24 protein-coding genes are annotated in these 25850 nt (G+C 45.1%); 19 read left to right on the top strand and 5 right to left on the bottom strand.

The annotated features are described in order from the left end of the window. Positions 1-1164, top strand: a 1164-nt coding sequence (locus B2248_RS12695) for a Ppx/GppA phosphatase family protein (protein ID WP_286723175.1), incomplete at its 5' end; no start/stop codon positions are given. Positions 1165-1218: 54 nt separating this feature from the next. On the opposite strand, the gene B2248_RS12700 is transcribed toward B2248_RS12695, so the two are convergent. Then, a complete protein-coding gene (locus B2248_RS12700) occupies positions 1219-3441 on the bottom strand; it encodes a TonB-dependent receptor (protein WP_273178445.1) in 2223 nt (740 codons plus the stop codon). Positions 3442-3600: 159 nt separating this feature from the next. Here B2248_RS12700 and B2248_RS12705 point away from each other — a divergent pair, with 159 nt between their 5' ends. The 5 genes from B2248_RS12705 to B2248_RS12725 all read left to right on the top strand — a co-directional run bounded on the left by B2248_RS12705 (position 3601) and on the right by B2248_RS12725 (position 7400). Further along, the gene (locus B2248_RS12705; protein WP_273178444.1) at positions 3601-4326 is read left to right on the top strand and encodes a sulfite exporter TauE/SafE family protein; all 726 of its coding nucleotides are present in this window, start codon (positions 3601-3603) and stop codon (positions 4324-4326) included. 5 nt (positions 4327-4331) lie between these two features. Beyond that, positions 4332-5258 carry a sigma 54-interacting transcriptional regulator gene (locus tag B2248_RS12710; RefSeq protein WP_273178443.1) on the top strand — a complete coding sequence of 309 codons (927 nt, stop codon included), beginning with the start codon at positions 4332-4334 and terminating at the stop codon, positions 5256-5258. A gap of 71 nt (positions 5259-5329) precedes the next feature. Then, positions 5330-6181 carry a thymidylate synthase gene (locus tag B2248_RS12715; protein WP_273178442.1) on the top strand — a complete coding sequence of 284 codons (852 nt, stop codon included), beginning with the start codon at positions 5330-5332 and terminating at the stop codon, positions 6179-6181. Between the two features lie 29 nt (positions 6182-6210). Next, positions 6211-6654, top strand: coding sequence for a bacteriohemerythrin (locus B2248_RS12720; RefSeq protein WP_273178441.1), 444 nt, complete (start codon positions 6211-6213; stop codon positions 6652-6654). Continuing rightward, entirely contained in the window at positions 6651-7400 is a 750-nt protein-coding gene (locus tag B2248_RS12725; protein ID WP_273178440.1) for a cytochrome b/b6 domain-containing protein, read from the top strand. Before B2248_RS12720 ends, B2248_RS12725 begins: the two co-directional genes overlap by 4 nt. Here B2248_RS12725 and B2248_RS12730 read toward each other — a convergent pair. The 3 genes from B2248_RS12730 to radC all read right to left on the bottom strand — a co-directional run bounded on the left by B2248_RS12730 (position 7397) and on the right by radC (position 11333). After that, positions 7397-8530, bottom strand: a complete 1134-nt coding sequence (locus tag B2248_RS12730) for a PepSY-associated TM helix domain-containing protein (protein ID WP_273178439.1) — start codon at positions 8528-8530, stop codon at positions 7397-7399. The two genes, B2248_RS12725 and B2248_RS12730, sit on opposite strands and share 4 nt — an antisense overlap. A gap of 6 nt (positions 8531-8536) precedes the next feature. Then, positions 8537-10558 (bottom strand): TonB-dependent receptor, encoded by a 2022-nt coding sequence (locus B2248_RS12735; RefSeq protein ID WP_273178438.1) that lies wholly within the window; start codon positions 10556-10558, stop codon positions 8537-8539. Positions 10559-10658: 100 nt separating this feature from the next. Beyond that, entirely contained in the window at positions 10659-11333 is a 675-nt protein-coding gene (radC, locus tag B2248_RS12740; protein ID WP_273178437.1) for a RadC family protein, read from the bottom strand. A gap of 125 nt (positions 11334-11458) precedes the next feature. On the opposite strand from radC, the gene miaB reads away from it, so the two are divergent. The 9 genes from miaB to B2248_RS12785 all read left to right on the top strand — a co-directional run bounded on the left by miaB (position 11459) and on the right by B2248_RS12785 (position 20494). Beyond that, positions 11459-12799: a tRNA (N6-isopentenyl adenosine(37)-C2)-methylthiotransferase MiaB gene (gene miaB / locus B2248_RS12745; protein ID WP_273178436.1), complete on the top strand. Its 1341-nt coding sequence runs from the start codon at positions 11459-11461 to the stop codon at positions 12797-12799. 18 nt (positions 12800-12817) lie between these two features. Then, positions 12818-13795: a PhoH family protein gene (locus B2248_RS12750; RefSeq protein ID WP_273178435.1), complete on the top strand. Its 978-nt coding sequence runs from the start codon at positions 12818-12820 to the stop codon at positions 13793-13795. After that, a complete protein-coding gene (gene ybeY / locus B2248_RS12755; protein WP_007143974.1) occupies positions 13792-14256 on the top strand; it encodes an rRNA maturation RNase YbeY in 465 nt (154 codons plus the stop codon). Before B2248_RS12750 ends, ybeY begins: the two co-directional genes overlap by 4 nt. Then, on the top strand, positions 14253-15116 hold the full coding sequence (locus B2248_RS12760) for an HlyC/CorC family transporter (protein ID WP_007143973.1): 864 nt from the start codon (positions 14253-14255) through the stop codon (positions 15114-15116). The genes ybeY and B2248_RS12760 overlap by 4 nt, the downstream gene beginning before the upstream one ends. Then, a complete protein-coding gene (gene lnt, locus B2248_RS12765) occupies positions 15116-16621 on the top strand; it encodes an apolipoprotein N-acyltransferase (RefSeq protein WP_273178434.1) in 1506 nt (501 codons plus the stop codon). Before B2248_RS12760 ends, lnt begins: the two co-directional genes overlap by 1 nt. A gap of 5 nt (positions 16622-16626) precedes the next feature. Beyond that, the gene (locus B2248_RS12770; protein ID WP_273178433.1) at positions 16627-18078 is read left to right on the top strand and encodes a TrkH family potassium uptake protein; all 1452 of its coding nucleotides are present in this window, start codon (positions 16627-16629) and stop codon (positions 18076-18078) included. Continuing rightward, positions 18078-18653 (top strand): class I SAM-dependent methyltransferase, encoded by a 576-nt coding sequence (locus tag B2248_RS12775; protein ID WP_273178432.1) that lies wholly within the window; start codon positions 18078-18080, stop codon positions 18651-18653. Before B2248_RS12770 ends, B2248_RS12775 begins: the two co-directional genes overlap by 1 nt. A gap of 123 nt (positions 18654-18776) precedes the next feature. Then, complete coding sequence (gene rpmE, locus B2248_RS12780; protein WP_007143969.1) at positions 18777-18977, top strand: 50S ribosomal protein L31; 201 nt, start codon at positions 18777-18779, stop codon at positions 18975-18977. 26 nt (positions 18978-19003) lie between these two features. After that, on the top strand, positions 19004-20494 hold the full coding sequence (locus B2248_RS12785) for a M48 family metalloprotease (protein WP_273178431.1): 1491 nt from the start codon (positions 19004-19006) through the stop codon (positions 20492-20494). A gap of 1 nt (position 20495) precedes the next feature. On the opposite strand, the gene B2248_RS12790 is transcribed toward B2248_RS12785, so the two are convergent. Further along, positions 20496-22871 carry a penicillin-binding protein 1A gene (locus B2248_RS12790; protein WP_273178430.1) on the bottom strand — a complete coding sequence of 792 codons (2376 nt, stop codon included), beginning with the start codon at positions 22869-22871 and terminating at the stop codon, positions 20496-20498. A gap of 191 nt (positions 22872-23062) precedes the next feature. On the opposite strand from B2248_RS12790, the gene B2248_RS12795 reads away from it, so the two are divergent. From B2248_RS12795 to B2248_RS12810, 4 genes are read left to right on the top strand one after another with little or no spacing between them, the layout of a single operon-like run. Then, positions 23063-24121 (top strand): pilus assembly protein PilM, encoded by a 1059-nt coding sequence (locus B2248_RS12795; protein WP_273178429.1) that lies wholly within the window; start codon positions 23063-23065, stop codon positions 24119-24121. Further along, the gene (locus B2248_RS12800; protein ID WP_273178428.1) at positions 24121-24681 is read left to right on the top strand and encodes a PilN domain-containing protein; all 561 of its coding nucleotides are present in this window, start codon (positions 24121-24123) and stop codon (positions 24679-24681) included. The genes B2248_RS12795 and B2248_RS12800 overlap by 1 nt, the downstream gene beginning before the upstream one ends. Next, positions 24681-25268 (top strand): type 4a pilus biogenesis protein PilO, encoded by a 588-nt coding sequence (locus tag B2248_RS12805; protein ID WP_273178427.1) that lies wholly within the window; start codon positions 24681-24683, stop codon positions 25266-25268. Before B2248_RS12800 ends, B2248_RS12805 begins: the two co-directional genes overlap by 1 nt. A gap of 12 nt (positions 25269-25280) precedes the next feature. Next, positions 25281-25832 carry a pilus assembly protein PilP gene (locus tag B2248_RS12810; RefSeq protein ID WP_007143963.1) on the top strand — a complete coding sequence of 184 codons (552 nt, stop codon included), beginning with the start codon at positions 25281-25283 and terminating at the stop codon, positions 25830-25832. Positions 25833-25850 lie beyond the last annotated feature (18 nt).

Raw genomic sequence — 25850 nt, forward strand, 5'->3', positions numbered from 1 at the left:
GGTGAAGAAGAAGCCCGACTGATTTATCTGGGCGTGGCTCACTCGTTGGGCTTTGATGACAGCCGCCGTTTAGTGATGGACATCGGCGGTGGCAGTACCGAATTTATCATTGGTGATGGATTTAAAGGCTTGATGCGCGAGAGCCTGGAAATGGGCTGTGTGAGTTTTTCACAGAAGTTTTTTGCTGATGGCAAAACCACGGCGACACAGATGCAACATGCGATGTTGGCTGCGGCAAGACGTATTCGTTTTATCCAGCGACCTTATCGTCAGGCTGGCTGGCAGGAGGCTGTTGGCGCATCGGGCACGATTCGAACGGTCGCCAATATTTGCAAAGAACACGGCTGGGCTGATGATGGCGTGATTACCGGCAAGGCGCTGGAGAAGATGGTAAATCATCTTATCGAAGCCGGCAGTGTCGAAGAGGCAAAGTTCGACGGACTGTCTGAAGAGCGAAATAATGTATTAGCTGGTGGCTTGTGTGTATTGGCTGCTGCGTTCGAGCGACTCGGCATTGAAAAAATGATTGTATCCGATGGCGCTTTAAGAGAAGGGTTATTGTATGACCTGCTTGGCCGTATTCAGCACGATGATGAGCGTGATCGCACCGTCCTAGCCTTGATGCGTCGCTATCACGTTGATGAGGCGCATGCCGAACGTGTTGCGGTGATGGCAACCCAACTTTATGAGCAAGTGGCGCATGAGTGGGAGCTGGATCACGATGAGTTACTGCATCGTCTGCAATGGGCCTGCAAACTTCATGAAGTAGGATTGTCTATCTCTCATAACCAGTTTCATAAACACTCGGCCTATCTGGTGGAACATTCGGATTTACCCGGCTTTTCCCGTGAGGAACAGCATGCCTTATCAGTAATGGTCAGAGGGCAACGGCGTTCATTCCCGAAAAAACATATCAATAAATTATCGGATGAAATGCAGTTAAGCACACAACGCTTAACGGTGCTGCTGCGACTTTCCATGGTGTTTAATCGCGGCCGGTCTGAGCATGCCGATACCTATATCAAGTTAAAATTAGACGGTAAAAAGATGATGCTGGTTTTGCCTGATGGTTGGTTAAAAGAGCATCCATTAACTGAAGCCGACCTGGCCCATGAAGTGGAACAACTGAAAAAAGTGGATTTGAAATTGAGTGTGGTAGCCTAGCTAAGCAATAAAAAGGCATCTCTGGATAATCTCGGCAGAGATGCCTTGTTTTAACTAAAAAGAGTAACTGACAGCCGTATAAAATGACCGTCCCATGCCGGGAACGGTAACGCCCCAAGGCACACCGGAACCTGACATTGTCATTCCCTGACCCGTATAAGCACCTGACAATGGTTCGCTATAAGCTTTATCCAGAACATTGTCGATACCAAAATCAACACGTGCTTGTTTCCACTCATAGCTGGTACGTAAGTTTAATAAGCCATAGCCCGCTGTTTCCTGTTCATTCCGTTCATCGTTTACCTGATCTTTAGCAGCCACTACTTGCCACTCAGCGGTGTTATGCCAGGCACCTTTGGCATGCTGTAAAGTGAATGTCGCATTCAATGGCATGATGTTGTACAGATTGTCACCAGTATCGCGGTTTTTACCCCTGACATAACTGAACACCGCTTGGCCACTGATATGACCAATCTGGTCATCGTGATAAAGGTGTTTAGCCAATGACAAATCCGCGCCATATAACTTCGCTGAGACATTGTCGTATTGCAGGTAGACAAAGTTATCTGTTGCACTCAGGTTAGCTGTTGTGCATGCCGACATGCCAGTGCCACCACTACAACGTTTGGCATCGATAAAGTCATCTACATAGCTGACATAGGGAGTGAAAGTCACATTCCAGTCCTGTTTGTCGGCATCATGCCAGTCCGCTGTGAAGCTGATGGTGTGTGCAATTTCTGGCTCCAAATCCACATTCCCAACATAACCATTACCATCACCGACCAGGTTCACCATACGCATAGCCATGCCGTTAGTTGACCAGGCATAACGTTCATAGAGATTAGGTGAACGTGTTTTCTGAGCGTAACCGAATTCATAACTGGCATTATCAGATGGGGTGAAACGTCCCATTAAAGTCAGATCAAGATTGTTATCGGTTTTGCTTTTATCTGCATTATTGAAGTCAGTAGGGTTGTAATTTGTTGTGTTATACCCCTGAACATTGTCGGCATTCATTTTCACGGTTTCATGACGAATACCAGCCAGAGTTGTCCATTTTGATGTCCAGTTGGCTTCCCATTCTGTATAAATGGCATAACGGTCGCGTTGGCCATTATTGATATTTTCAAAGGTATTTGGCTGCATCATGCCTGTTGAGCCTGATGCTTCCCAGAAGTCATCCAGACGGTATTTTTGTATCTCTGTCCCCACTCTCAATAAATCACGGTCGTTGAGCATGACCTCTGTTTTTAACGAGACACCCGTATTGCGACCTTCCGTTTCCATCGGCATACCAAGCGCATCAGTACCGTATAAAAACTGTTTGTCATCACCAAACTGCATTTTATGGTGTGTTTTTTCACGATAAACCGAGGCTTCCAAAGAGCCCCAATCAAACAGGCCGTTGTAGATTAAATTGACTTGATTACTCCGGTTTTCGGTCATATCCATACGTTGGTTTGGAAAACCTTGATAAGGGATATCCTGATGGGCCAGTTTTAATTGCAATAAGTGATTATCAAGTTTAAAGCCAAGGTTTAAAGCATGGTTACGTGTTTCATAGGCGGTGGAGCCGACTTCATCACCATCTAACCAGCCACGATCAGAGGCGGCGGGGCCTGCAGTTTTAAAACTATCTGCCGCATCATAATTATTCGCTTTACTGGTGGAACCGGTGTAATTAAGGCTAAAGCTCTCCGTTGCTAGTGTGGTGGATAAATTGGCGCCACGAGCGTGGCCATTACTGCGGTAGAAGGCACCGATTTCACCTTTTGATAATACGCTGTCAGCATCTTTGGCAAACTCAGGTTGTTTACTTTTGACGATGATAGTCCCGCCAATACTGTCGCCACCAGCACTAACTGGTGTAATGCCTGAATACACTTTTAATTCAGCAATATTATTCGGCGCAATGTATGACAGTGGCGGATTCATATGATTAGCACAGGCTGAAATCAGATCCATCCCATCAACTTTAATCCGAAGACGATCGTCAGCTAAACCATGAATCACTGGCAGACTGGATACGCCACCAGCCCCATATAAGGAGACACCTGGAATACCTTTTAATAAAGAGGCCGTATCACTTGATTGGGCACGCTTTGATTTGAGTGCTTCCAGATCAAGTCCGGCACTGTCTTGAGGTAACGGTTGAATGGCTTGGCCAGACACGGTGACTTTCTCTAGTTCTTCAACATCGTGCTTGTGTTCAGCATAAGCAAGTGATGGTAGGAATAAACTCAGCATGATGCTGAGTGACAGACTGGTGCGTTTCATTTATCTTCTCTCTCAGATAACCCAACCAAAAATAATAGGAAGTTATCGTTATTAAGAAGTGTGTTTTTTCAATAAGTAGTAGGTGAAATGACACAAATTCATGCTGAAAAGGCGTGCTAACCTGATAATTAATCAAAAAAATAAGAGAAGACTGTAAGCATGGCTGCTATTACCAGTTCCTATATCACGGCTTTTTTACTCGGTTTATTCAGTACGGTGCATTGTATTGCGATGTGTGGCTCGGTGATTGGCGCATTGACGCTGAGCTTGCCGAAAGAAGTAAGAGAGAGCCAGCGGCGGATGTTACCGTTTGTGTTTAACTACAATGTCGGCCGTATTCTGAGTTATAGCTTTGCTGGCATTATCGTCGGTCTGTTAAGTACGCCACTGACCCAACTGAACGCACATTGGGTACTCAGGGTATTGTCGGTCATCATTATGATTTCAATGGGCTTATATCTGGCTGGCTGGTTCCCTAAATTTGCTCGTGCCGAGCGTATGGGCGCACCTTTATGGCGGTTATTGCAGCCTATTGGGCAAAAACTGTTACCAGTTAGAAAAGGCAGCCAGGCGTTTTTTTTGGGTATGGTTTGGGGCTGGTTGCCCTGTGGTCTGGTGTATGCCGCACTGGCCGTTGCGGCCACTGCTGGTGACCCGATCAAAGGTGGTCTGGTGATGTTGTCATTCGGCGCGGGCACCTTACCGGCGGTGATGGGCGCAGGTTTGTTTACCGGTATGTTAGCGGCACTGGGACGCTCACCTAACTTACGTAAAGCGGCAGGGATACTGATTATTCTGATGGCATTAGCGACCTTGTTCTGGCCGATGGAAAGTCTGCATGAGCATCATGCCATGCCTGATCATCAACATCTGATGCAGGGGTAAGCGTTATGAGTAAAATTTTAGGTCAATCGCCTGATTTAACCCATATCCTGCGTACATTGCCCATGATTGCTTTGAGTGATGCCAGTGTGCTTATCAGTGGCGAAACGGGGACTGGCAAAGAGTTAATTGCCTTAAGTCTGCATGAGCAGAGCCGCCGACGTGATAATGCCCTGATAACGATTAACTGTGCTGCATTACCCACAGAAGATGTGGAACTGGATTTGTTTGGCCGAAGTAATGAGCATGGCGAGGTCACCTTTCGGGGACGGCTGTTGGCGGCAGAAGGTGGTACGGTGTTTTTGGATGAAGTGGATGCCTTACCATTATCGGTGCAGGCAAAAGTCTTACGTTTTCTGGAAGCAGGTGAGTGTCAGTTACAGGGAAGTCATCGATTACACGTGGCCGATGTGCGTATTCTGGCCGCGACCAGTGCTGACTTGCCTGCGGAAGTGAAAGCCGGGCGATTCAGGGCTGATTTGTTTTATCGCTTACAGGTGGTGCCAATTGAGCTACCGGCCTTACGTAATCGTGCCGAAGACATTCCGCTACTGATGAAACATTACCTGAAAGAGTTTGCTGGTAATAATGCAGTGGTCAGGCTCTCAAGAGAAGCGGAACAGAGCCTTGTCCATTACCGCTGGCCTGGCAATATCCGTGAGTTACAGAATCTGTGTCAACGTCTGGCGCTTTTGCATGTCGGTGAGTTATTGCAACCGGCTGATTTACCGAGAGAGATGCGCCCCGAAGTGGCCATAGAGCAACATCAGTTTGTGCTGCCGGCCAGTGGTATCGATCTCGCAAAAGTGGAGCTGGACTTAATTGAGCAGGCACTGGATATGGCGGCTGGTAATCGCTCTAAAGCCGCCCGCTTATTAGGTATTAGCCGCGATACCCTGTTATATCGAATGCAGAAATATAATCTGTCCCCTTAATGAGGTTGTCTGTCTGACCTAGCAATGCCAAAATCATCAGCAATTTTGCAGCGAGAATTGGAGTCTTCTGAGTGAGACAGTATCTGGATTTATGCCAACGTATTATCGACGAAGGTGAGTGGGTTGAAAATGAACGGACGGGTAAACGTTGCCTGACCGTGATTAATGCTGATTTGGAATATGACGTGGCCAATAATCAGTTTCCCTTAATCACCACACGAAAGAGTTATTGGAAAGCGGCCATTGCTGAAATGTTGGGATATTTGCGTGGTTATGACAATGCAGCAGATTTTCGGGCGATTGGTTGTCGCACCTGGGATGCCAATGCCAATGATAATAAAGACTGGCTGAATAACCCTCATCGCAAAGGTGATGATGATATGGGACGGGTGTATGGTGTTCAAGGTCGTCGCTGGCAAAAACCGGATGGCTCAACACTAGATCAATTACAAAAAATCGCCGATGACTTGAAGCGTGGCATTGATGATCGTGGCGAGATTCTGACATTTTACAATCCGGGTGAGTTTGATATGGGCTGTCTCAGACCCTGCATGCATACCCACACTTTCTCTGTATTGGGCGATACGCTCTATTTAACCTCTTACCAGCGTTCTTGTGATGTGCCTCTGGGCCTTAACTTCAATCAGGTACAGGTGTTTTTCTTACTCAAAATCATGGCGCAAATTTCTGGGCTGAAACCTGGTAAGGCCTACCATAAGATTGTGAATGCGCATATTTACGAAGACCAATTGCAATTAATGCGCGATGTACAGTTGAAACGTGAACCTTATCCTTCACCGAGCTTACACATTAACCCGGAAATTAAGTCATTAAAGGATCTGGAAACCTGGGTCACGCTGGATGATTTTGAGGTTGAAGGTTACCAATATCACGAAGCCATCAAATATCCATTCTCAGTCTGATGCGATAGCTTGTTGCGGGAGTGAACGACATGGATAGACCGTTATTACTGGTATGGCAAGATGAGTTTAGTCAGCAAGTGCCCATTATTGACGAACAGCACAGAGCCATCCTCGCCACCATAAATTCACTGCATTATTTCCTCCAGCAAGGGCTGGAATTTGAGTCCTTATTACCCACGGTTAAGCTTCTGATAAGTTACATCGTGTTTCATTACAAAACAGAAGAAGGCATATTGAATTCAACGGAGTATCCAGAACTGAAAAACTATCAACAGCAAATGGATAATCTAATCACCGAATTCAAAGTTGTTTGTGAGCATGCAAAACATCAAAAGCGGCCCGAACAAGTGCTTATTTTTCTGAAAGATTGGTGGCAGGCCCATCTAGAAGAGCATAAAACCATCACACCTTATCTACATGACTGGAGTGGCGAATATTGCCGTGTAGATAAACAAGGAGAGAGAGAAAAATGAAAAAACAAATGGCGAGAACATTAACAGAGTACCCAGTATGGGATCGCATGATTCGCTGGTTTCACTGGATAAACGTATTGTCGGTTATTGCGTTGATTGCTATTGGTGTGGCAATTATGAACAGTAAAGCCTTGGGCGTAACGACAGAAGGCAAAATCTTGTTAAAAACATGGCATGTATATGTGGGTTATGTGTTTGTGATTAATCTTGCCGTACGGCTGTTTTGGAGTTTTATTGGTAACCGATTTAGTCGCTGGGCAGCTATTTTTCCGCTTGGAAAAAAGTATAAACAGCAACGGCAACTATACCTGGATAGCATCAATGAGGGTAAGCCGGTTGGTTTTGCAGGACATAATCCTCTGGCACGTTTGATGGTGACTTTGTTATTTATCTTGTTAACTACTCAGGCGGTAACAGGGTTAGTGCTTGGTGGTACCGATGTGTATATGCCACCATTTGGCGATAGTTTTAAAGCATGGGTGGCAGAGAGTCCACAAACAGAAGCCTTAGTTCAGCCATATTCAAAAGACGGCGTGAATGAAGCGGCTTATCAACAAATGCGTGACTTTCGTTCACCATTCAAAGAAATACATGAGATCGTATTCTGGGTGCTGAGTCTGGCCATCATCTTACATATTCTGGGAGTCGTTTATAGCGAGCTTCGGGAGCGTAATGGTCTGGTATCGGCCATGTTTACTGGTAAAAAAGTATTCAAAGATACCCCGGTAGACTGGGACGAAGATTAACTATGACGATAAGCGGTGCGCTTTCTAGCGTGCCGCTTTTGTTGCCAGCGCAATAAGCCGGTAATGAACAAAATTAATGGCAGAAAACCACAGATAAGCACAATAATCCTGCCAGTTAGACCAAAAGCTTCGCCATTATGTAAGGGGTGTAGCCAGTTTAAGACTTTATCTCCAGTTTTATCGGCTAAGCCATCACGGCTAGCGACAATATCACCAGTAAAGGCATTCACCCAGACTTGTGTTCGTGGAAAACGACGGCTTGGTTCGCCTTGTTGGTAGAAAACGACTCGCCAGCTATTTTTTTTGATTCCCGGTGATTCTACCCAGCGTAACTCAGCATCGGGGAATAGTTTAAAAGCTGACTCTACCGCTGTATCTGCTGAGATAACAGGTTTTTTTCCTTGCTGCTGCAGTGAGCGAGCAAGTATAGGGCTGGAAGTCAATGGAGAAAAAACACTGATAATTTGCTGAGTCTGTGTAGGTAAAGCCAGTGCTGCACCCGTTAAACTGAGCATCAACAACACAATGAAACCATAACTGCCAGACAGAATATGTAGATCAAACACTTTTTTTGCATAGCTGGTGCGCAACCGCCAAGCCATCACTTGTCGCAATTTATGCCAGCCGGGCCACCACAGAATTATTCCAGAAATCAGTGATATCAGACTAATCAAGCCGATGATCCCAATAAACGTTTTGCCGTTTTTATCCAGTAATAAGTTGTAATGCAGGTTGTAGATCCAGGTCATCACAAATTCGCCCCAGAAGCGTTTACTGGTGATCTCTAATGTGGCGGGATCGATTGTTACCATCAATGGCGCAAATTGCAGATCACGTGTTTCAACAGGCGTGTAATAACGCGCCATAATTGGCCAGCCTGAATGAAGTGGCTGTTCAATACGCCAGGAATCAGTTCGTGTTGGAAATTGCTGCTGTAAGTGATCAAAGACAGCTTGTTGCTGACTGACGGGGGCTGTCGAGACAGCTTCGATATCTGGATTTAACCAGATATCGAATTGTAAATAGAACACTAAAATGCTGCCCGTCAGACCTAGTAAGACCAGCATGATGCCAATGCTGAGTCCCAGGTAGGTATGAATTTTCAGCCAAAACTGTCGCGCTTTTGTCATTAATGCTTAAAAGTCATATTGAATTGAGCCATATATCGAGCGACCATCGCCAGGCGAATGCATTGATTCTGAATTCATCCACACATACTCATAATAACGATCAAAGATATTTTTAAGTTCAACATCGAGTCTGACCTTTTCTGTGAGTGCATAACTGGCTGAGGCATTCACTAACACATATTGACCGTATTTATTGGTATCGTTTTCCTGGTTTAAATATGCATCATCCTGGGCGCTCACCCAAGATGATAATTTAAGTTTTGGTGAGGCTTGATAATCTACCCCGGCATCAATCAAATAGTGTGGCACATGATCAATCTCGTTACCTTTATTAAGAGGTTTATCTGCACCAGCTTTGAGGATTTCTGAATCCTGAAAGGATGCGGCGAACCAGAGGCCAACTTTGTCAGAAGCTTGTGTATTGAATTGAAAATCAACGCCACGACGCTGGGTTTTACCAATATTTTCACTGTCATTATTGGCGTCTCCCAACTTTGTTTTAAATTCACCTGAGGCCACTTGCTGCCAGACAGCAATTCGCCCATTTAACCAATCTGTGGGTGTAAATTTAAGTCCGACTTCCCAGCCTTCGTTAATTGAAGCATCAAGATCGTTTGATAATGCGTTTTGTTTATAGCTGGCAGCGCCGGAAGCGACCTGAAAGGTTTTGCCCCAGTTGGTATACACAGCATATTGTTCATTAAAAGAATAGACCGCACTGAGTTTAGGTTGGTTGATATTGCCATAATCGTTAATTTCACGATGCGTGCCATTATCATTTAAGCTGCCACGAAAGGTATCAACCCGAAACGCGGGAACAATTTTCAGTTTCTCAGTTGGTTTATAAATAGCCTGAATAAATCCACCATAAATATCAAAATCAAAGTTCTGGTTGCGGGTTTGCGATGTTCTATTGCGGTCCAGATCCACCAGATAACGACGACTTTCATTATTTTGCCATTCAGCACTCAATCCACCCATCAGGCTGAACTCATGTGCCCAGCTCACATCCGGTCGCCAGGTTAAGGTAGTTAACGCGCCTTTATGTTCTTCTTCGGTTAATCGTTCGTTATGGTTGCCGCCTGCTGCAAAGGTGACATAACGATCTTCATCTAACTCATTCAAATAAGCTTTGCTGCTCCAGAATAGATTATCCGTGATATCAATATCCAAGTGAGCACTGAACTGATTCATCATACGATCACCACCATCTGCGGCGTTATGCGGTCGTGATTGCTCTGGATCATCATGTGCCTCTGCCCGGGTCAGATAACCGGCTTCATCAGCTTCAGCTTTGCCATGTCTGGCAATAAAGCCGATTTGGGCACGGCCATCATTAGGTGTATAAAACCACTTACCAGAGAAGGTACTTTTTTCGATATCACTGTGGTGACGATAACGATTAGAATTTAAATAGCTAATAGCATAGTTCTGGGAAAAGCCATTACTTTCCATGCCACTGATAAACTGCACATTGCGTGTCGCATAACTGCCGTAAGTGACACGAGCTTTATTATAGTTACCGCCTTGACGGGTAAAAATACCGGCATTACCAGCAATATTATGTAAACCATAACGCGGGTCATTGGTGCCCCGCACCACTTCGATACTCTCGATTTCCAGAGGTGTCAGTAACTCCAGATAGGGCATATTGCCGGAGTTCTGATTACTGGGAATGCCATCAATCAGCAGTTTCACTGCATTGACTTCACCTTCGCCATTAAAACCACGAAAGGAAATTTTGCCAGACTCATTACCCATACCGAACTGGGTCAGCATCACGCCCGGCATCTGGTCAAAAAGCTGCCATGTGTAACTCACATTCTGATCTTCAATCCGGTCTTGGTTCAACACATCAACTGATGTCGACAGATTGCGTGAAGTTAGTGGTCCTGTGCTGTCTGATGACACAACCAGACTACCCAAGCTCAGGCTGGCATCATCGATTAGCCCATTATCGGCAGCGTACAGACTCATACACTGCGTTAATAAAAAGCCCAGACTGAATAATTCCAGTGACTTTCTCATGATTATCTCACCCATTTAAATTCAAAAACTGGACAATAGTAGAGATATCAAACACCTGATAAATAGGTCATTTCACTTATCGTTATGGCAATTGACGCAGTTAAATACAACCGCGTTGTGCCAAAGAGGTGACATCTGCATCCCCAACGATAATGTGGTCCAGTACTCTTATATCGACGAGATCGAGGGCAGACTTAATTCGTTTTGTGATATGAATATCGGCCTGACTGGGCTCAGCGACACCAGACGGATGATTATGGGCCAGGATAATGGCTGCAGCATTATGTTTTAGGGCTGCTTTAACGACTTCACGTGGATAAACACTGGCACCATCAATGGTGCCGCGAAATAATTCATCGAAGGACAAAAACCGATGTTGGTTATCCAGATATAGACAAGCAAATACTTCATGAGGATAGGCGCGTAAACGTTGTTTGATATAGCGCATGGTGTTGTCAGCATCGGTAAAGGCATCACCATGCTTTAAACTCGATTCCAGGTGACGGCGGCCCATTTCCAGAACAGCCTGAAGCTGGACGTATTTCGCCTGACCTAATCCATGACCTTCACAAAACTGCTGCTGGTCCGCTTCTAATAATTGTCGTAAAGAGCCAAACTCATGAATGAGTTTGCGTGCTAAGTCGACAGCTGAAAATCCTTTCACACCCGTGCGCAGAAAAATCGCCAGAAGCTCTGCATCAGAAAGTGCCTTAGCACCTGATAATAAAAGCTTTTCCCGAGGGCGATCATCGGCAGGCCAATCCTTGATTGCCATGATTCACTTCCTTGTTGTTGTTCCTTCCCACACTATATTTGCAGTTATTAGTAAAAACAATCACTTGTATGTACTAATCAAGCAAAAAATAGTATCCTGTGCGCCCTTTGACTTTAGCAGAAACTATGGCTGGCAAACTATATATCAGAACATTCGGCTGTCAGATGAATGAGTACGATTCATCAAAAATGGCAGAAGTCCTGGCGGCATCTCATCAATTAGAACCCACAGATATTCCAGAAGAAGCAGATGTCTTACTTCTTAATACCTGCTCGATTCGCGAAAAAGCACAGGAAAAAGTGTTTCACCAGCTTGGTCGCTGGAAACGTTGGAAAGATACACGTCCTGACTTGGTTATTGGTGTGGGTGGCTGTGTGGCAAGCCAGGAAGGTGAAGCGATTCGTCAGCGTGCGCCCTATGTCGATCTGATTTTTGGACCACAAACCTTGCACCGTCTTCCGGCCATGTTGGAAGAGGTCAAAATCAGCCGCAAACCCAGCATTGATATCTCATTCCCTGAGATTGAGAAGTTTGACAATTTACCAGCACCGAAAGCTGATGGCCCAACTGCCTTTGTTTCGGTGATGGAAGGTTGCAGTAAATACTGCACATTTTGCGTAGTGCCTTATACCCGTGGTGAAGAAGTCAGCCGCCCGGTTGGTCCGATTCTGCGTGAAATTCGTCAGTTAGCGGCGCAAGGTGTGCGTGAAGTGAACCTGTTAGGTCAAAATGTGAATGCTTATCAGGGGGTGATTGAAGGTGATGAAACCGCTGATCTGGCGCTGTTAATTCATTACGTCGCTGCAATAGATGGCATTGAACGTATTCGCTTTACCACCTCTCATCCAGTTGAGTTTTCTGACAGCCTGATTGAGGCCTTTGCCGAAGTGCCAGAGTTGGTGAATCATCTGCACTTACCGGTTCAGTCGGGTTCTGATCGTATTTTGACGATGATGAAGCGTGGTCATACCGCGTTGGAATATAAAAGTAAGATTCGCCGATTACTGGAAGTCAGACCGAATTTAAGTATGTCGAGTGACTTTATTGTCGGTTTCCCTAATGAAACGGAAGAAGACTTTCAGGCGACCATGGATTTAATCAACGAGATTAAATTCGATCATTCATTCAGCTTTGTTTATAGCGCTCGCCCTGGGACACCGGCCGCGGCATTTGTGGATTCCGTTTCCGAAGAAGAAAAGAAACGTCGTCTGCAAATCATGCAGGATCGTTTACGTGAGTTGGAAGACGAGCATGCCAAAGCCATGATTGGCACCACTCAACGTATTTTAGTTGAGCGCGAAGCTCATCGCGGTGGTGGTGATATGGCCGGTCGCACAGAAAATAACCGGGTAGTGAATTTCCCTGGTGACCGCAGTCTTATCGGGCAGTTTGTGGATGTGCGTATTGAAGAAGCCTTCTCCAACTCCTTGCGCGGCGAATTACTCGCTGATAGCGTTGCACTTTAAGCTCATCGGAATTCTATAGTGACTCAAACTTCTCAAGCGCTCGATAGCATCAGCTTCGAGCTTAGTCCGGCAGATAACCCTCGTCTTGCCAATCTGTGTGGTCATATGGATGAACATATTCGTATGATGGAACGTGGCTTTGGTGTGGAAATCAATAATCGAGGCGTGAACTTTCAGATTATTGGCCCGGCAGATACGTTAACACTCATCCAGGAAGTCATTCATGACTTGTATGCTGAAACGGCACAGACCGTATTAGCGCCTGAGCAGATTCATATGGCGATTCGTAAAAGTGGTGGTGACGATGTCGCCACGGCCAGTGAACCTGATAAAGAAGTGGTGATTAAAACCAAGCGTGGTTTGATTAAAGCCCGTGGTGAAAATCAGCAAGCCTACTTACGTCGGGTGATGACCCACGATATTAACTTTGGTGTGGGGCCTGCTGGTACCGGTAAAACCTATCTTGCCGTGGCCTGTGCGGTGGAAGCCCTCGAACGTGATTTTTGTCGCCGCATTGTATTGGTTAGACCCGCAGTAGAAGCGGGCGAACGTCTTGGTTTCTTGCCCGGTGATCTAGCTCAGAAAGTTGACCCTTATCTCAGACCGCTGTTTGATGCCTTGTATGAAATGTTAGGGTTTGAACGCGTGGCTAAGTTAATGGAACGCAATGTGATTGAAGTCGCGCCATTAGCCTATATGCGTGGTCGCACACTCAATGAGTCTTTCATTATTCTTGATGAAGCGCAAAATACCACGATCGAACAAATGAAGATGTTCCTGACCCGGATGGGGTACAACTCCACTGCGGTCATTACCGGTGATATCACTCAGGTGGATTTGCCCGGTTCAACCCGTTCTGGCTTGCGTCATGCGATTGAAGTGTTGAAGGATGTGGACGGCATCGGCTTTACTTTCTTCCAGGCAAAAGATGTTGTTCGACATTCGCTGGTACAAAAAGTCATCTTGGCATACGATAAGGCTGACCGAAAAGCATGAGCGTGGTAGTGGATTTTCAGTGTGCTTATGATGGTGATATACCGGATGAGTCACTGTTTACTCAGTGGGCTGAAGCAGCGTTAGACGAAGTCAATGAAGACTGTGAACTGAGTATTCGTTTAGTCGATGAAACAGAAAGTGCTGAACTCAACGGTCAGTATCGTGGCAAAAATGGGCCAACCAATGTCTTGTCTTTTCCTTTTGATGCACCCATTAAATTAGAACCCCGTTTATTAGGCGACTTAGTGATATGTGTGCCTGTGGTAAGAAAAGAAGCGCAAGAGCAAGGTAAGGCCGAGTTACATCACTGGGCACATATGGTGATCCATGGATGTTTGCATTTATTAGGTTATGATCATATTGAATCGGATGAAGCGGAACAGATGGAAACATTAGAAATAGCTATTCTGCATCAGTTAAATATAGCTAATCCCTATGAATGGCAGGGAGTGGAATCATGAGTGAAGGACGACCGAGTCGCTTAGCAAATCAATCCTGGGTGCGAAAACTCAGCAATTTGTTTCTGGAACCGCAAGATCAGGAACAACTGATTGAGTTAATTCGTTCAGCTTCTGAACGGCATATTCTGGATTCAGAAGCGCTGTCTATTGTTGAAGGCGCATTAAGCGTCTCGCAAATGCAGGCCCGCGATATTATGATTCCACGCTCACAAGTGGTCATGGTGTCACGTGATGCTGCTCCTGAAGAAACATTGAAACTGGTCACTGAAACGGCTCACTCTCGCTTTCCTGTGATGGATGATGACCGTGATGATGTGATTGGCATCCTGCTCGCCAAGGATTTATTAACGGCTGTGGTGAACAGCGGTGATTTCAATTTTGATCTGCGTGAGATATTACGTCCTGCTGTATTTATCCCTGAAAGTAAGCGCTTGAATGTGTTGTTACGTGAGTTTCGGGCTCGCCGTAATCATATGGCCATCGTGGTAGACGAATATGGTGGCGTGGCTGGCATTGTCACGATTGAAAACGTATTAGAACAAATCGTCGGTGAAATTGAAGACGAGCATGATATTGATGATGATGCACCTATTCTGCAAAGAAATGAAAACACCTACACCATCAAAGCTTTAACGATGGTCGAAGACTTCAACGAGTTTTTTGAAACCGATTGGAGTGATGAAGATTTTGATACGGTGGGTGGTTATGTCGTTAATCAGTTCGGGCATTTGCCTGAACGTGGCGAAGAAATCACGATTGATCGTTTCCAGTTCACGATTTTACGCGCAGATAACCGCCGTTTGTATCTGATGAAGATGGTGGTGTTACCGGAAGAAGAGCCAGAAGCTGATACTGAATAATGCAAAAGAATAACGGGCTGATTATGCAGGGTTGGAAAGGACATATCGTTGCATTATTTGGTGGCGCTATTTTGCCACTGGCGTTTTCCCCCTTTAATGCGTATCCGATTGCTGTTTTAAGTCTGATTCTGCTTTTCGCCAGTTGGGATAACACAACACCTAAACAAGCCGCATGGCGAGGCTGGCTGTTTGGGCTTGGCATGTTTGGCGTCGGCGTGTCATGGGTCTATGTCGCTATTCATGTATTTGGGCACTCAGGCTGGTTCTTGGCCGGTATGCTGACATTTTTGTTTGTCGCTATTCTGGCTTCCTATCTGGCCTTGTTTGGCTGGCTGGTAAAAAAACTCTCTTCTTACACATTTTCCTTATTTGATAGTGTTTTACTGTTACCGATTGCCTGGTTTGGTTTTGAGTTATTTAAAGCATGGTTCTTGAGTGGCTTCCCCTGGCTCGAGCTGGGTGTGAGTCAAATTGAAGGTCCGTTAGCTGGTTGGTTACCTGTTATTGGTGTCAATGCTGTGTCTTTCCTGGTCGCGCTGACGGCAAGTTGTTTGTTTATTTTGTTTAAATACAAACAACCGTTGTTCATACTGCCTGTAGTGGTTATTTGGGCTGGGGGGCAAGGGCTGCAATCCGTCGATTGGACTCGGACGGCTGGCGAACCTATCAAAACTACGATTGTGCAGGGCAATGTGCCGCAAGATGTGAAGTGGAGTCCTGAACAGCTTGTCAGCACACTTACCCTGTATCAGCAATTAACGGAACAACATTGGGACAGCGAGCTGGTGGTGTGGCCCGAAAATGCCGTTCCCGCTTTTTATCATCAATTAAAAGACTTTTATATCGACCCGCTGATTAACGAAGCGCAACAACACAATACCGATATTCTACTTGGCCTGCCGGTTGAAGATAAAAATGGTCAGGACTACTACAACAGTATGATGGTCGCCGGGCAAGATGAGGGCTTCTATCATAAACGCCATCTGGTGCCTTTTGGCGATTATGTGCCTTTTGCCTGGCTCAGAGGGTTGATTGCTTTTTTTGATTTGCCGATGTCTGGCTTTGTACCGGGACCAGAGCAACAAAGTCTGTTAAAAGCCTCTGGGCAGCAAGTTGGCATCTCTATTTGCTATGAAGATGTTTTTTCACTTGAGGTGTTAGACGCATTGCCTCAAGCTTCTATTCTGGTTAATGCCACCAATAATGCTTGGTATGGGGATTCATTCGCACCGCATCAACATTTACAAATTTCACGAAGCCGTGCTTTAGAAACAGAAAGGCCTTTGGTGCGGGCTACAACAAATGGCATATCGGCATTTGTCGATTATAAAGGGCATATTCAGTCGCAAACTCCTCAATTTGAGCAGGCAACGCTGACGGCTGATATCCAGCCAAGACAGGGCGCAACCCCCTATGTTATCGCCAAACGCTGGCCAGTGTTTATGTTGATGCTTTTGATGCTGCTAAGCTGGTTTTATTATCACCGTAAAACGGATTCAACCTAACCATCATGCAGTTACTGACGATTCAACGCATTCTAGGCATTTTATTATCGCTGTTCAGTATCACGATGCTGCCGCCTGTATTGGTGTCCTGGTACTACCAGGATGGTGCCAGTAGCGCCTTCCTCACCGCCTTTGTTTTGTTGTTGATTATCGGCTTATTGTTTTGGTTGCCCGTCAGGCATCATCGTAAAGAGTTAAAAATTCGCGATGGTTTTATTGTGGTGGTGATGTTTTGGATTGCTTTGGGCTTATCCGGGTCATTGCCTTTCTTCTTGACTGAAGTCCCTAAAATGTCATTCACTGATGCTGTGTTTGAGTCGATGTCGGGGCTGACAACTACTGGTGCAACCGTTCTTACTGGCTTAGATACACTGCCTAAAGCCGTTCTGTTTTATCGCCAGTTTCTACAGTGGTTAGGCGGCATGGGAATTGTCGTATTGGCGGTCGCTATCCTGCCCTTATTAGGTGTTGGTGGTATGCAGCTCTATCGTGCTGAGACACCGGGGCCGATGAAAGATGCCAAACTCACACCACGGATCACCGAAACAGCTAAAGCACTCTGGTATATCTACTTATCGTTGACCATTGCTTGCGCGATTGCTTTTCGTTTAGGTGGGATGACCTGGTTTGACGCTATTTGTCATAGTTTCTCAACAGTGGCTATAGGTGGTTTCTCCACTCATGATGCCAGTATTGGTTTTTTTGACAGTGCAACGATTGAAATGATTACCGTAGTCTTTATGTTGATCTCCGGTATGAACTTCTCGCTTCACTTTCTGGCTTGGCGCCACCGCAGCATCAAACATTATTGGAAAGACTCTGAGTTACGGACTTATCTGGCCATACTTGGCGTGATATCAGTAGTGACGTCGAGTTATCTGTATTTCAGTGGTACCTTCGATAACCTTTGGACCGCAGTGCATCAAGGCGTTTTCCAGACAGTGTCTATCGGTACAACGGCTGGTTACACCACAACCGATTATTACCTGTGGCCTGGTTTCTTACCTATCCTATTATTGATGGCAAGTTATATCGGTGGCTGTGCTTTTTCCACGGGTGGCGGTATTAAAGTCATCCGTATCATGCTGCTGTTTAAACAGGGGTATCGTGAAGTGTTACGTCTGATTCACCCTAATGCGGTCTTTGCCATCAAGGTGAATGGCAAAGCCCTGCCTGCGAAAGTGGTTGGCGCGGTCTGGGGCTTTTTTGCCATGTATGTGTTCTGTTTCAGTATCATGCATTTATTTTTAATGTCGACCGGCCTTGATGTAGTGACCTCATTCTCTGCAGTAACAGCCTGCCTGAATAATCTCGGTCCAGGGCTTGGCGAAGTGGGTGCCAACTTTGGTGAGATTAATGCACCCTCCAAATGGGTATTAGCCATGGCTATGCTATTGGGACGATTAGAAATATTTACTTTGCTTGTGGTGCTGACCCCGGCCTTTTGGCGTCGCTAATGATGGATGTACAACAAAAATGGGATGCGATTTACAGCAAGCGCCAGAGTGAGAAGCCTGGTGTTTCGACAGTGTTAGAGCAAAACCAGCATTTATTACCTAAAACTGGGCTGGCATTAGATCTGGCTTGTGGGTTGGGTGGCAATAGTCTTTTTTTAGCAGAGAAAGGCTTAAAAGTTGAGAGTTGGGATATTTCATCGGTCGCGATTGAACAATTAAAGGTAAATGCCGGAAAAGTCTCTTTGGATATTCATGCACAACAACGTGATGTCATTGCGGATCCTCCTGCAACAGCAGTCTATGATGTGATTGTCGTATCGCATTTTTTAGTACGGGATATGGCGCCAGTGATTGTTGATGCTCTCAAGTCGGGTGGTCTGTTGTTTTATCAGACGTTTTGTCGGAATAAAGTTAATGAGATTGGTCCAAATAACCCTGACTTTCTGTTAGATGATAATGAGCTACTGCATATGTTCAGCGGTCTTAACGTTCGGGTTTATCGTGAAGAATCTGTGTTGGGGCAGCTTGAGTCAGGTTGGCGAGATCAAGCCATGCTGGTCGCTGAGAAAGCTTAAGCAGATTTTATTGTAAATAAACTTGCCTGAAGCATGGTTGATCTATAAAATAACGCGGTTCTAAAGCTCGTAACCTTATGGTTACAGCAAGATTTTTTGCAAACACACATAACGAGTACAGATATGAAAGCGGATATCCATCCAGATTACACCGAGATCAATGTTACCTGTAGCTGCGGTAACACCTTTAAAACTCGCTCTACACGCACTTCAGACTTGACTCTGGATGTGTGTTCAGAATGCCACCCGTTCTACACTGGCAAACAAAAAATGTTAGACACAGCGGGTCGTGTTGATAAATTCCGTCAAAAATACGGTAAATAATCTGTCGAACAAAAATGGTTTGAACTATGATTGACGTGTTCGTACAAGGTAGTACAAGTCACGACAGAATACGAAGCCTCTGCTTAATCGCAGGGGCTTTGTTGTTTCTGGGGCTTGGTGGATGTGCAACGAATCCGGTAACCGGTGATCAAAACTTCGTCATGTTTGGTGAAGATACCGAGCTGGAGATGGGAAGGACCAATCATCCCAAAATTATTGCTGAATATGGTCGTTATGATGATGAGCAACTGCAAACTTATGTGCAGTCTGTGGGCGAAAAACTGGCATCGGTTAGTCATCGTAAAGACTTAGTCTATCGATTTACTGTACTGGATTCTCCGGTCATCAATGCCTTTGCCTTGCCAGGTGGTTATGTTTATATCACCCGTGGCCTAATGGCTTATCTGAATTCTGAAGCTGAACTTGCTGCGGTGCTTGGCCATGAAATTGGTCATGTCACTGCCCGGCATGGTGTCAGACAACAAAGTGCAGCACAAGCGGCCAATATTGGATATACCCTGGGCTCAATATTAATCCCGGAGCTACGTAATGCAGGGTCCCAGAATATCTTTAATATGTTGGGTGGTGCTTTATTAAGCGGTTATGGCCGTGAACATGAGCTTGAGTCGGATCGCTTAGGTGCCGAGTATCTGGCCAGAGCAGGCTATGATCCACATGCCATGATTGATGTCATTACTGTATTGAAAAATCAGGAGATTTTTGCTGCTGCTGAGGCGAAGAAACAAGGTCGTGAGTATCAGGGCTACCATGGTTTATTTGCTAGTCACCCTGATAATGATACACGGTTGCAAGGCGTTGTTGCCGCTGCGGATAAATATAAAGTGACTGACGGTAAAATCGACAGAACGGCTTATTTAGACCATATCGCCGGCATGACCTTTGGTGATAGTGAGGAGCAGGGCATTCGCTCCGAAAATCATTTTTATCATCTTGCTATGGGGTTTGCTGTTGATTTTCCTGAAAAATGGCACATTAACAATAACCCGGATAGCCTGCAGGCTGTAGCCCCTGATGGCAAGGCTGTCGTTGAAATGGGCGCAGCGGATCTGAATCGTAAGTTAACGCCGGAGCAGTTTATTAAGCAACGTTTGAAAATTACCACAATTCGTTCTGGCCAAAGCTTTAATAGTCATGGGCTTGAAGGATATACCGGGATTACGCTTGCTCAGGATAAAACCATCAGGGTCGCTGTCGTTTACTTAAAAGATAAAGCCTATATTTTCTTTGGTGGTGCAGAAAGTAACACTTTGTTTAGCAGCTATGATCAAGCTTTTATTAACACGATTAAAAGTCTGCATAGTTTGCGAGAAGATGAAATTAAACTGGCTCAGGAGCTAAAAATCCAAATTCTCAGGGTGGGTAAAAACGATAATTATGCTTCATGGGCAAAACAAAGCAGAATCAGCAACAGCCCAATTGAGCAATTACGATTACTGAATGGCGACTACCCGAACGGTGAATTACAGTCCGGGCAGTTGGCCAAACAGGTTCGATAAATCAGAATAAGTCGATGACCGGTGATGTACCGCTATCACCTTGCCCAGATAGCGGTGCCATCTGTTTTGGTACATATTCTTCTCTGAAGGTCTCATATATCGCATCTGTGGCTTCAGGTCTAGCCAGTAGGCCTGTCGCGGGATCGATTCTGACGGTTACCATTCCAACAGGTGGTTGCAATGGTGCTTCTGGCATGCCTTCCAGAGCAACTTTCATGAAATCTATCCACATTGGTAAAGCGGCGCGCCCCCCTGTTTCATAGCGGCCTAATGAGTGTGGATTATCGAATCCTACCCAGGCCACAGCCACTAATTCCGGATGAAAACCATTAAACCAGGCATCCACCTGATCATTGGTTGTACCGGTTTTTCCGGCTAAATCATCACGACCAAGACTCATTGCTTTCCGACCGGTGCCATGTTTAACCACATCCCGTAATAAACTATTCATGATGTAGTTATTTTGTGGCGTCATGATACGCTTAGCGACATGGAAATCACTATCATCAAGAGTAGATTCATCCATCAGACAGGTTTCACAAACGGTATCAGGTGTTGCCTGCATCACAATTTTTCCAGAGGCATCTTCTACACGCTGGATGATGTAAGGCTCAATTTTATAACCACCATTAGCCAGTGAGGAATAGGCTCGTGCCATATCCCATGGGGCGGCACTGCCACTGCCCAGCGCTAACGACAGATTTTTATGCATCATGCCGGGTTTGAAACCAAAACGTTCTGCATATTGAACGGCATAGTCAGCGCCAATATCGCGCAACAACCGGATGGATACCAGGTTACGGGAATGAATAAGGGCTTCGCGTAAACGTGTGGGCCCAAAGAATTTACCGCTGTAGTTTTGTGGTCGCCAGACGTTCTCTAGACCAGGATCATCAAACACCACTGGTGCATCATTAATAATCGTCGCTGCGGTGTACCCTTTTTCCAAGGCAGCAGAGTAGATAAAGGGTTTGAAGCCAGAGCCGGGTTGGCGACGAGATTGAGTCACACGGTTAAACTTGTTGTTAAAGAAGTCAAAACCACCATTCAATGCTGTGACTGCACCATCATATGGGGCAACAGCAACTAATGCGCCTTGGGCCTCAGGTAGTTCAGCCAATTCCCAGTTAGGGCTGGTCAATTGTTCGACACGGATGATGTCACCTACTTTGATGGCATCTGTGATCTTTTTAGGGACAGGGCCACGACTGTTGGTACTGAGTTTTTTCTGAGCCCACTTAACGGCATTAAGTGGTAATTGAGCATAACCCCAGTTCCGAATATAGAGCTCTGCTTTTTCATCTGTGGTCTCAATAACAACAGCCGTTTTTAACGGACCTATGTTGTCATAGTCCTTAACCACTTTATCAAGAGCTGCGCGGTCAGAAACATCTTCTGGTAAAGCCACATTTGCAACGGGACCGCGATAGCCATGTCTGCGATCGTAATCTAACAAAGCCGATTGTAATGCCTTATTGGCTGCTTGCTGATGCTTTGCACGAATCGTTGTATAGACGTTAAAGCCATTGGTGTATGCCTCTTCACCAAACTTATTAATCAATTCTGTACGAACCATTTCAGACACATAGGGCGCGTAAACTTTGATTTCCGGGCCATGGTAGCTGGCAGTAACGGGTGCTTTTATGGCTTCCTCGTAATCGGCTTTCTGGATAAAGCCGACTTCCCACATACGTCGTAAAACATAGTTTCGTCTTACTGTCGCGCGTTCTGGATTGGCTATGGGATTATAAGCGGAAGGGGCTTTGGGTAAGCCTGCAATCATCGCCATCTCAGCGAGAGATAACTGATCCAGTGGTTTGCCGTAATAGACATTAGCAGCGGCACCGACACCGTAGGCACGACTGCCTAGATATATTTTATTCAAGTAAAGCGCTAATATTTCTTCTTTCGATAAAACCTTTTCAATCTCCAGTGCGAGAATAATTTCATTTAATTTTCTTAAATAAGTTTTTTCATTAGATAAGAAAAAATTGCGCGCAACTTGCATGGTGATTGTGCTACCACCCTGTGATTTTTCACCTGTGAGCAGCAGGGAGTAAGCAGCACGAATAATGCCCTGATAATCAACCCCAGGATGCTGGTAGAAGCGATCATCCTCTGCGGCTAAAAAGGCCTCAACCAGCGGTTTGGGGATATCATTATATTCCACTGGAATACGTCTTTTCTCGCCAAATTCAGCCATCAATAGACCTTCAGAGCTGAAAATTCGCAAAGGGATTTGCAACTGAGTTTCTTTAAGGGTGTTAGTGTCAGGCAGTTTGGGAGCCAAAAAGAAATAAATCACGCCGGCGGCGATAAGGGTCAACAACGCTAAAATTAAAATAAGCTTTGTGGTCAAACGAATAAATCGATACATGTAGACTTGGCTGCTATGTAAGAAATGATGTGAAAGTATATATTGAGTCACAAATAATAACAGTGAGAGGGTTCAAATCACTAGTTTTATTGATATATTTAGGTTGACAAGCTCAAGATTCTTAATAAACTACTTTAAGTAATAGTGCTAAGTGGGCTTATTCAATGAATCAACGGGAATTGAGGCGATAAATGTTCGGACGAAAAAAATCCCCTTTGCTAGGCATAGATATCAGTTCTTCGGTAGTAAAGGTATTAGAACTGAGTAAAAAAGGTGAGAAATATACTGTCGAGTCATATTCCGTTGAGCCTTTACCTGTCAATGCTGTGGTTGAAAGCCGCATCGAAAATAGAGATGAAGTGGCTGGCGCAATAAGACGCGCAGTCAAACGTTCAGGCACAAAAGCCAAAGAAGCCGCTGTTGCCGTTTCTGCTAATTCAGCCATCAGTAAAATCGTATCTTTTCCTGCTTCATTATCAGAGCGTGAGCTTGAAGAAAATGTCCTTATGGAAGCAGAAAACTATATTCCTTACCCACTTGATGAAGTACGACTGGATTTTGAAATATTAGGGCCTTCAGCAGCTGATGTTGAAGCTGTTGATGTTCTGCTTGCTGCTTCACGCCGTGAAAATGTGGATGTCCGTACTGAGGTGGTCGAGAAAGCTGGATTAAAACCCCGACTGGTCGATGTCGAAGCCTATACTATGGAAAATGCGTTTGAATTAATCGCTCGACAATTGCCACACCATGGCCAGGGCTTGACGGTCGCCGTTGCTGATGTCGGTGCAACACTGACAACCTTACACGTACTGGTTGACGGTAAAATTGTTTTTACCCGAGAGCAAACATTTGGCGGAAGAATGTTAACTGAAGATATTGAACGCCATTACGGGATGTCTTATCAGGAGGCGGGGCGAGCGAAGAAAGATGGCAGTTTGCCAGATGATTATGGTCCGAAAGTGCTTGAACCTTTCAAGCGTTCAATGGCAATGACCGTAACACGAGCATTGCAATTCTTCTTTTCAGCATCGACACAATATCAGTCCATCGATCATATTATTCTGGCTGGGGGGTGTGCTTCTATCGAAGGTATCGATACGATGATAGAAGAAGAAACCGGTACATCAACATCTATTGCTAATCCTTTTGCAGAGATGATTCTGGGATCTCGGGTGAAAATACAGGCATTAAGTAATGATGCTCCTTCGATGATGATTGCTTGCGGCTTGGCAATGAGGAGTTTTGACTGATGGCACATATCAATCTACTGCCATGGCGTGAAGAGCGAAGAGAAGAGCGGCAGAAACAGTTTTATTTAGCGATGGGCGCGACTTTTTTGTTTGCAGCCCTTATTTTTTATCTTGTGATGGGTTACGCCAATAGCCTGATTAGTGATCAAAACCAGCGCAATACGCTATTACAGACAGAAATCACTAAGTTAGATGTCAAAATTAAAGAAATTCAAGACCTCGAAGCACAAAAGAAACGGCTTCTGGCCAGAATGCAAGTTATTCAGGATTTACAGGAAAGTCGTCCTAAAGTGGTAAAAGTATTCGACTCTATCGCGCGGGTGGTTCCTGAGGGTATTCATTTAGAAAAAGTGGTACGTACAGGTAATACCATTACCTTCAGCGGAACGGCAGAATCGAATGCCAGGGTATCTGTCTTTATGCGTCAACTTGATGAAAATCCTGAATACGGCGAGTCTCGCCTGGAAGTTATCAAACGGACATCTACAAGCAATAATGCGATCAGACAGTTTACTGTAGAGGTCAATGAATCAGCAGCTGCGACAAAGGGGGATAAATAATGGACCTTTCCTCTATTACCGAACTTGATTTTAATGAAAGTGGTGAGTGGCCCACGCCTATAAAAATCGTTGCTGCTGTGTTGATTTGTCTGTTGGTCTGGGCTGGTGGTTATTATTTTATTCTGAAAGATAAGCAAGCCGAGCTGACCAAACTTGAGCAAAAAGAAGTCGAACTCAAGCAAATTTTTGAGATTAAACAAGCCAAAGCGGTAAATCTCGAGGCTTACAAAGAACAGTTAGCCGAAATGCGAGTGATGTTTTCCTCTATGCTTGAGCAACTACCTAAAAAAAGTGAAGTACCCGATTTACTCGTCGATATCACCCGAACAGGTTTGATAAATGGTCTGGAGTTTGAGCTTTTCAAACCCGAAGGTGAGAGGCCTGTGGATTTTTATGCTGAATTGCCGATACAGATGACGGTGACTGGAACATACCACCAGTTCGGAGAATTTGTGAGTGGGGTAGCGGCTTTACCACGAATTGTGACTTTGCATGACATCAGCATGGGGCCAATGAGTCAGGCGACAGGCAAAATGACCATGAACATTACAGCAAAAACCTATCGTTATTTTGATGATGATAAATAGAGTAACAATGACATGAACACAATTTACCCATCATCAAACCTTATATTTAAATGGGCCTTATCACTGCTTCTTGTATGCTCACTGGCAGCTTGTAATCAGGATAAAGCCGATTTGAATGCCTATATAGCTCAGGTGAAAAGTCAACAGAAATCGGATATAGAGCCGATACCCGTTATGAAACCCTATGAGAAGTTTGCGTATGCGGCTTCAAACTTGAGAGACCCGTTTGTTCCAACTGTGATTGATGTCCCGCAGCCCGCACCAGAGCCTGTTGTTGATAATGGTATTCGTCCCGATGAAAACAGACGAAAAGAAGTATTAGAATTTTTCGATTTATCACAGTTGCAATATGTAGGTACATTGGAGCAAGAGCAGGTTTGGGCTTTGGTAAGAGCACCGGATGGTGTCATACACCGTGTGCAGACAGGTAACTATATGGGCCAGAATAACGGCAAAATCATGGAAATCAGTGATTCTAAATTGGTTCTCAAGGAAATCGTTCCTCAGGGCGGTGGTGGTTATATCGAACGTGAGACTTCCGTTCCGGCGGTAGAGGTAAATTAGTCAATGAAAATGATTAGA

This window comes from Methylophaga sp. UBA2012, from assembly GCF_002335235.1.
Taxonomy (GTDB): Bacteria; Pseudomonadota; Gammaproteobacteria; order Nitrosococcales; family Methylophagaceae; genus Methylophaga; species Methylophaga thalassica.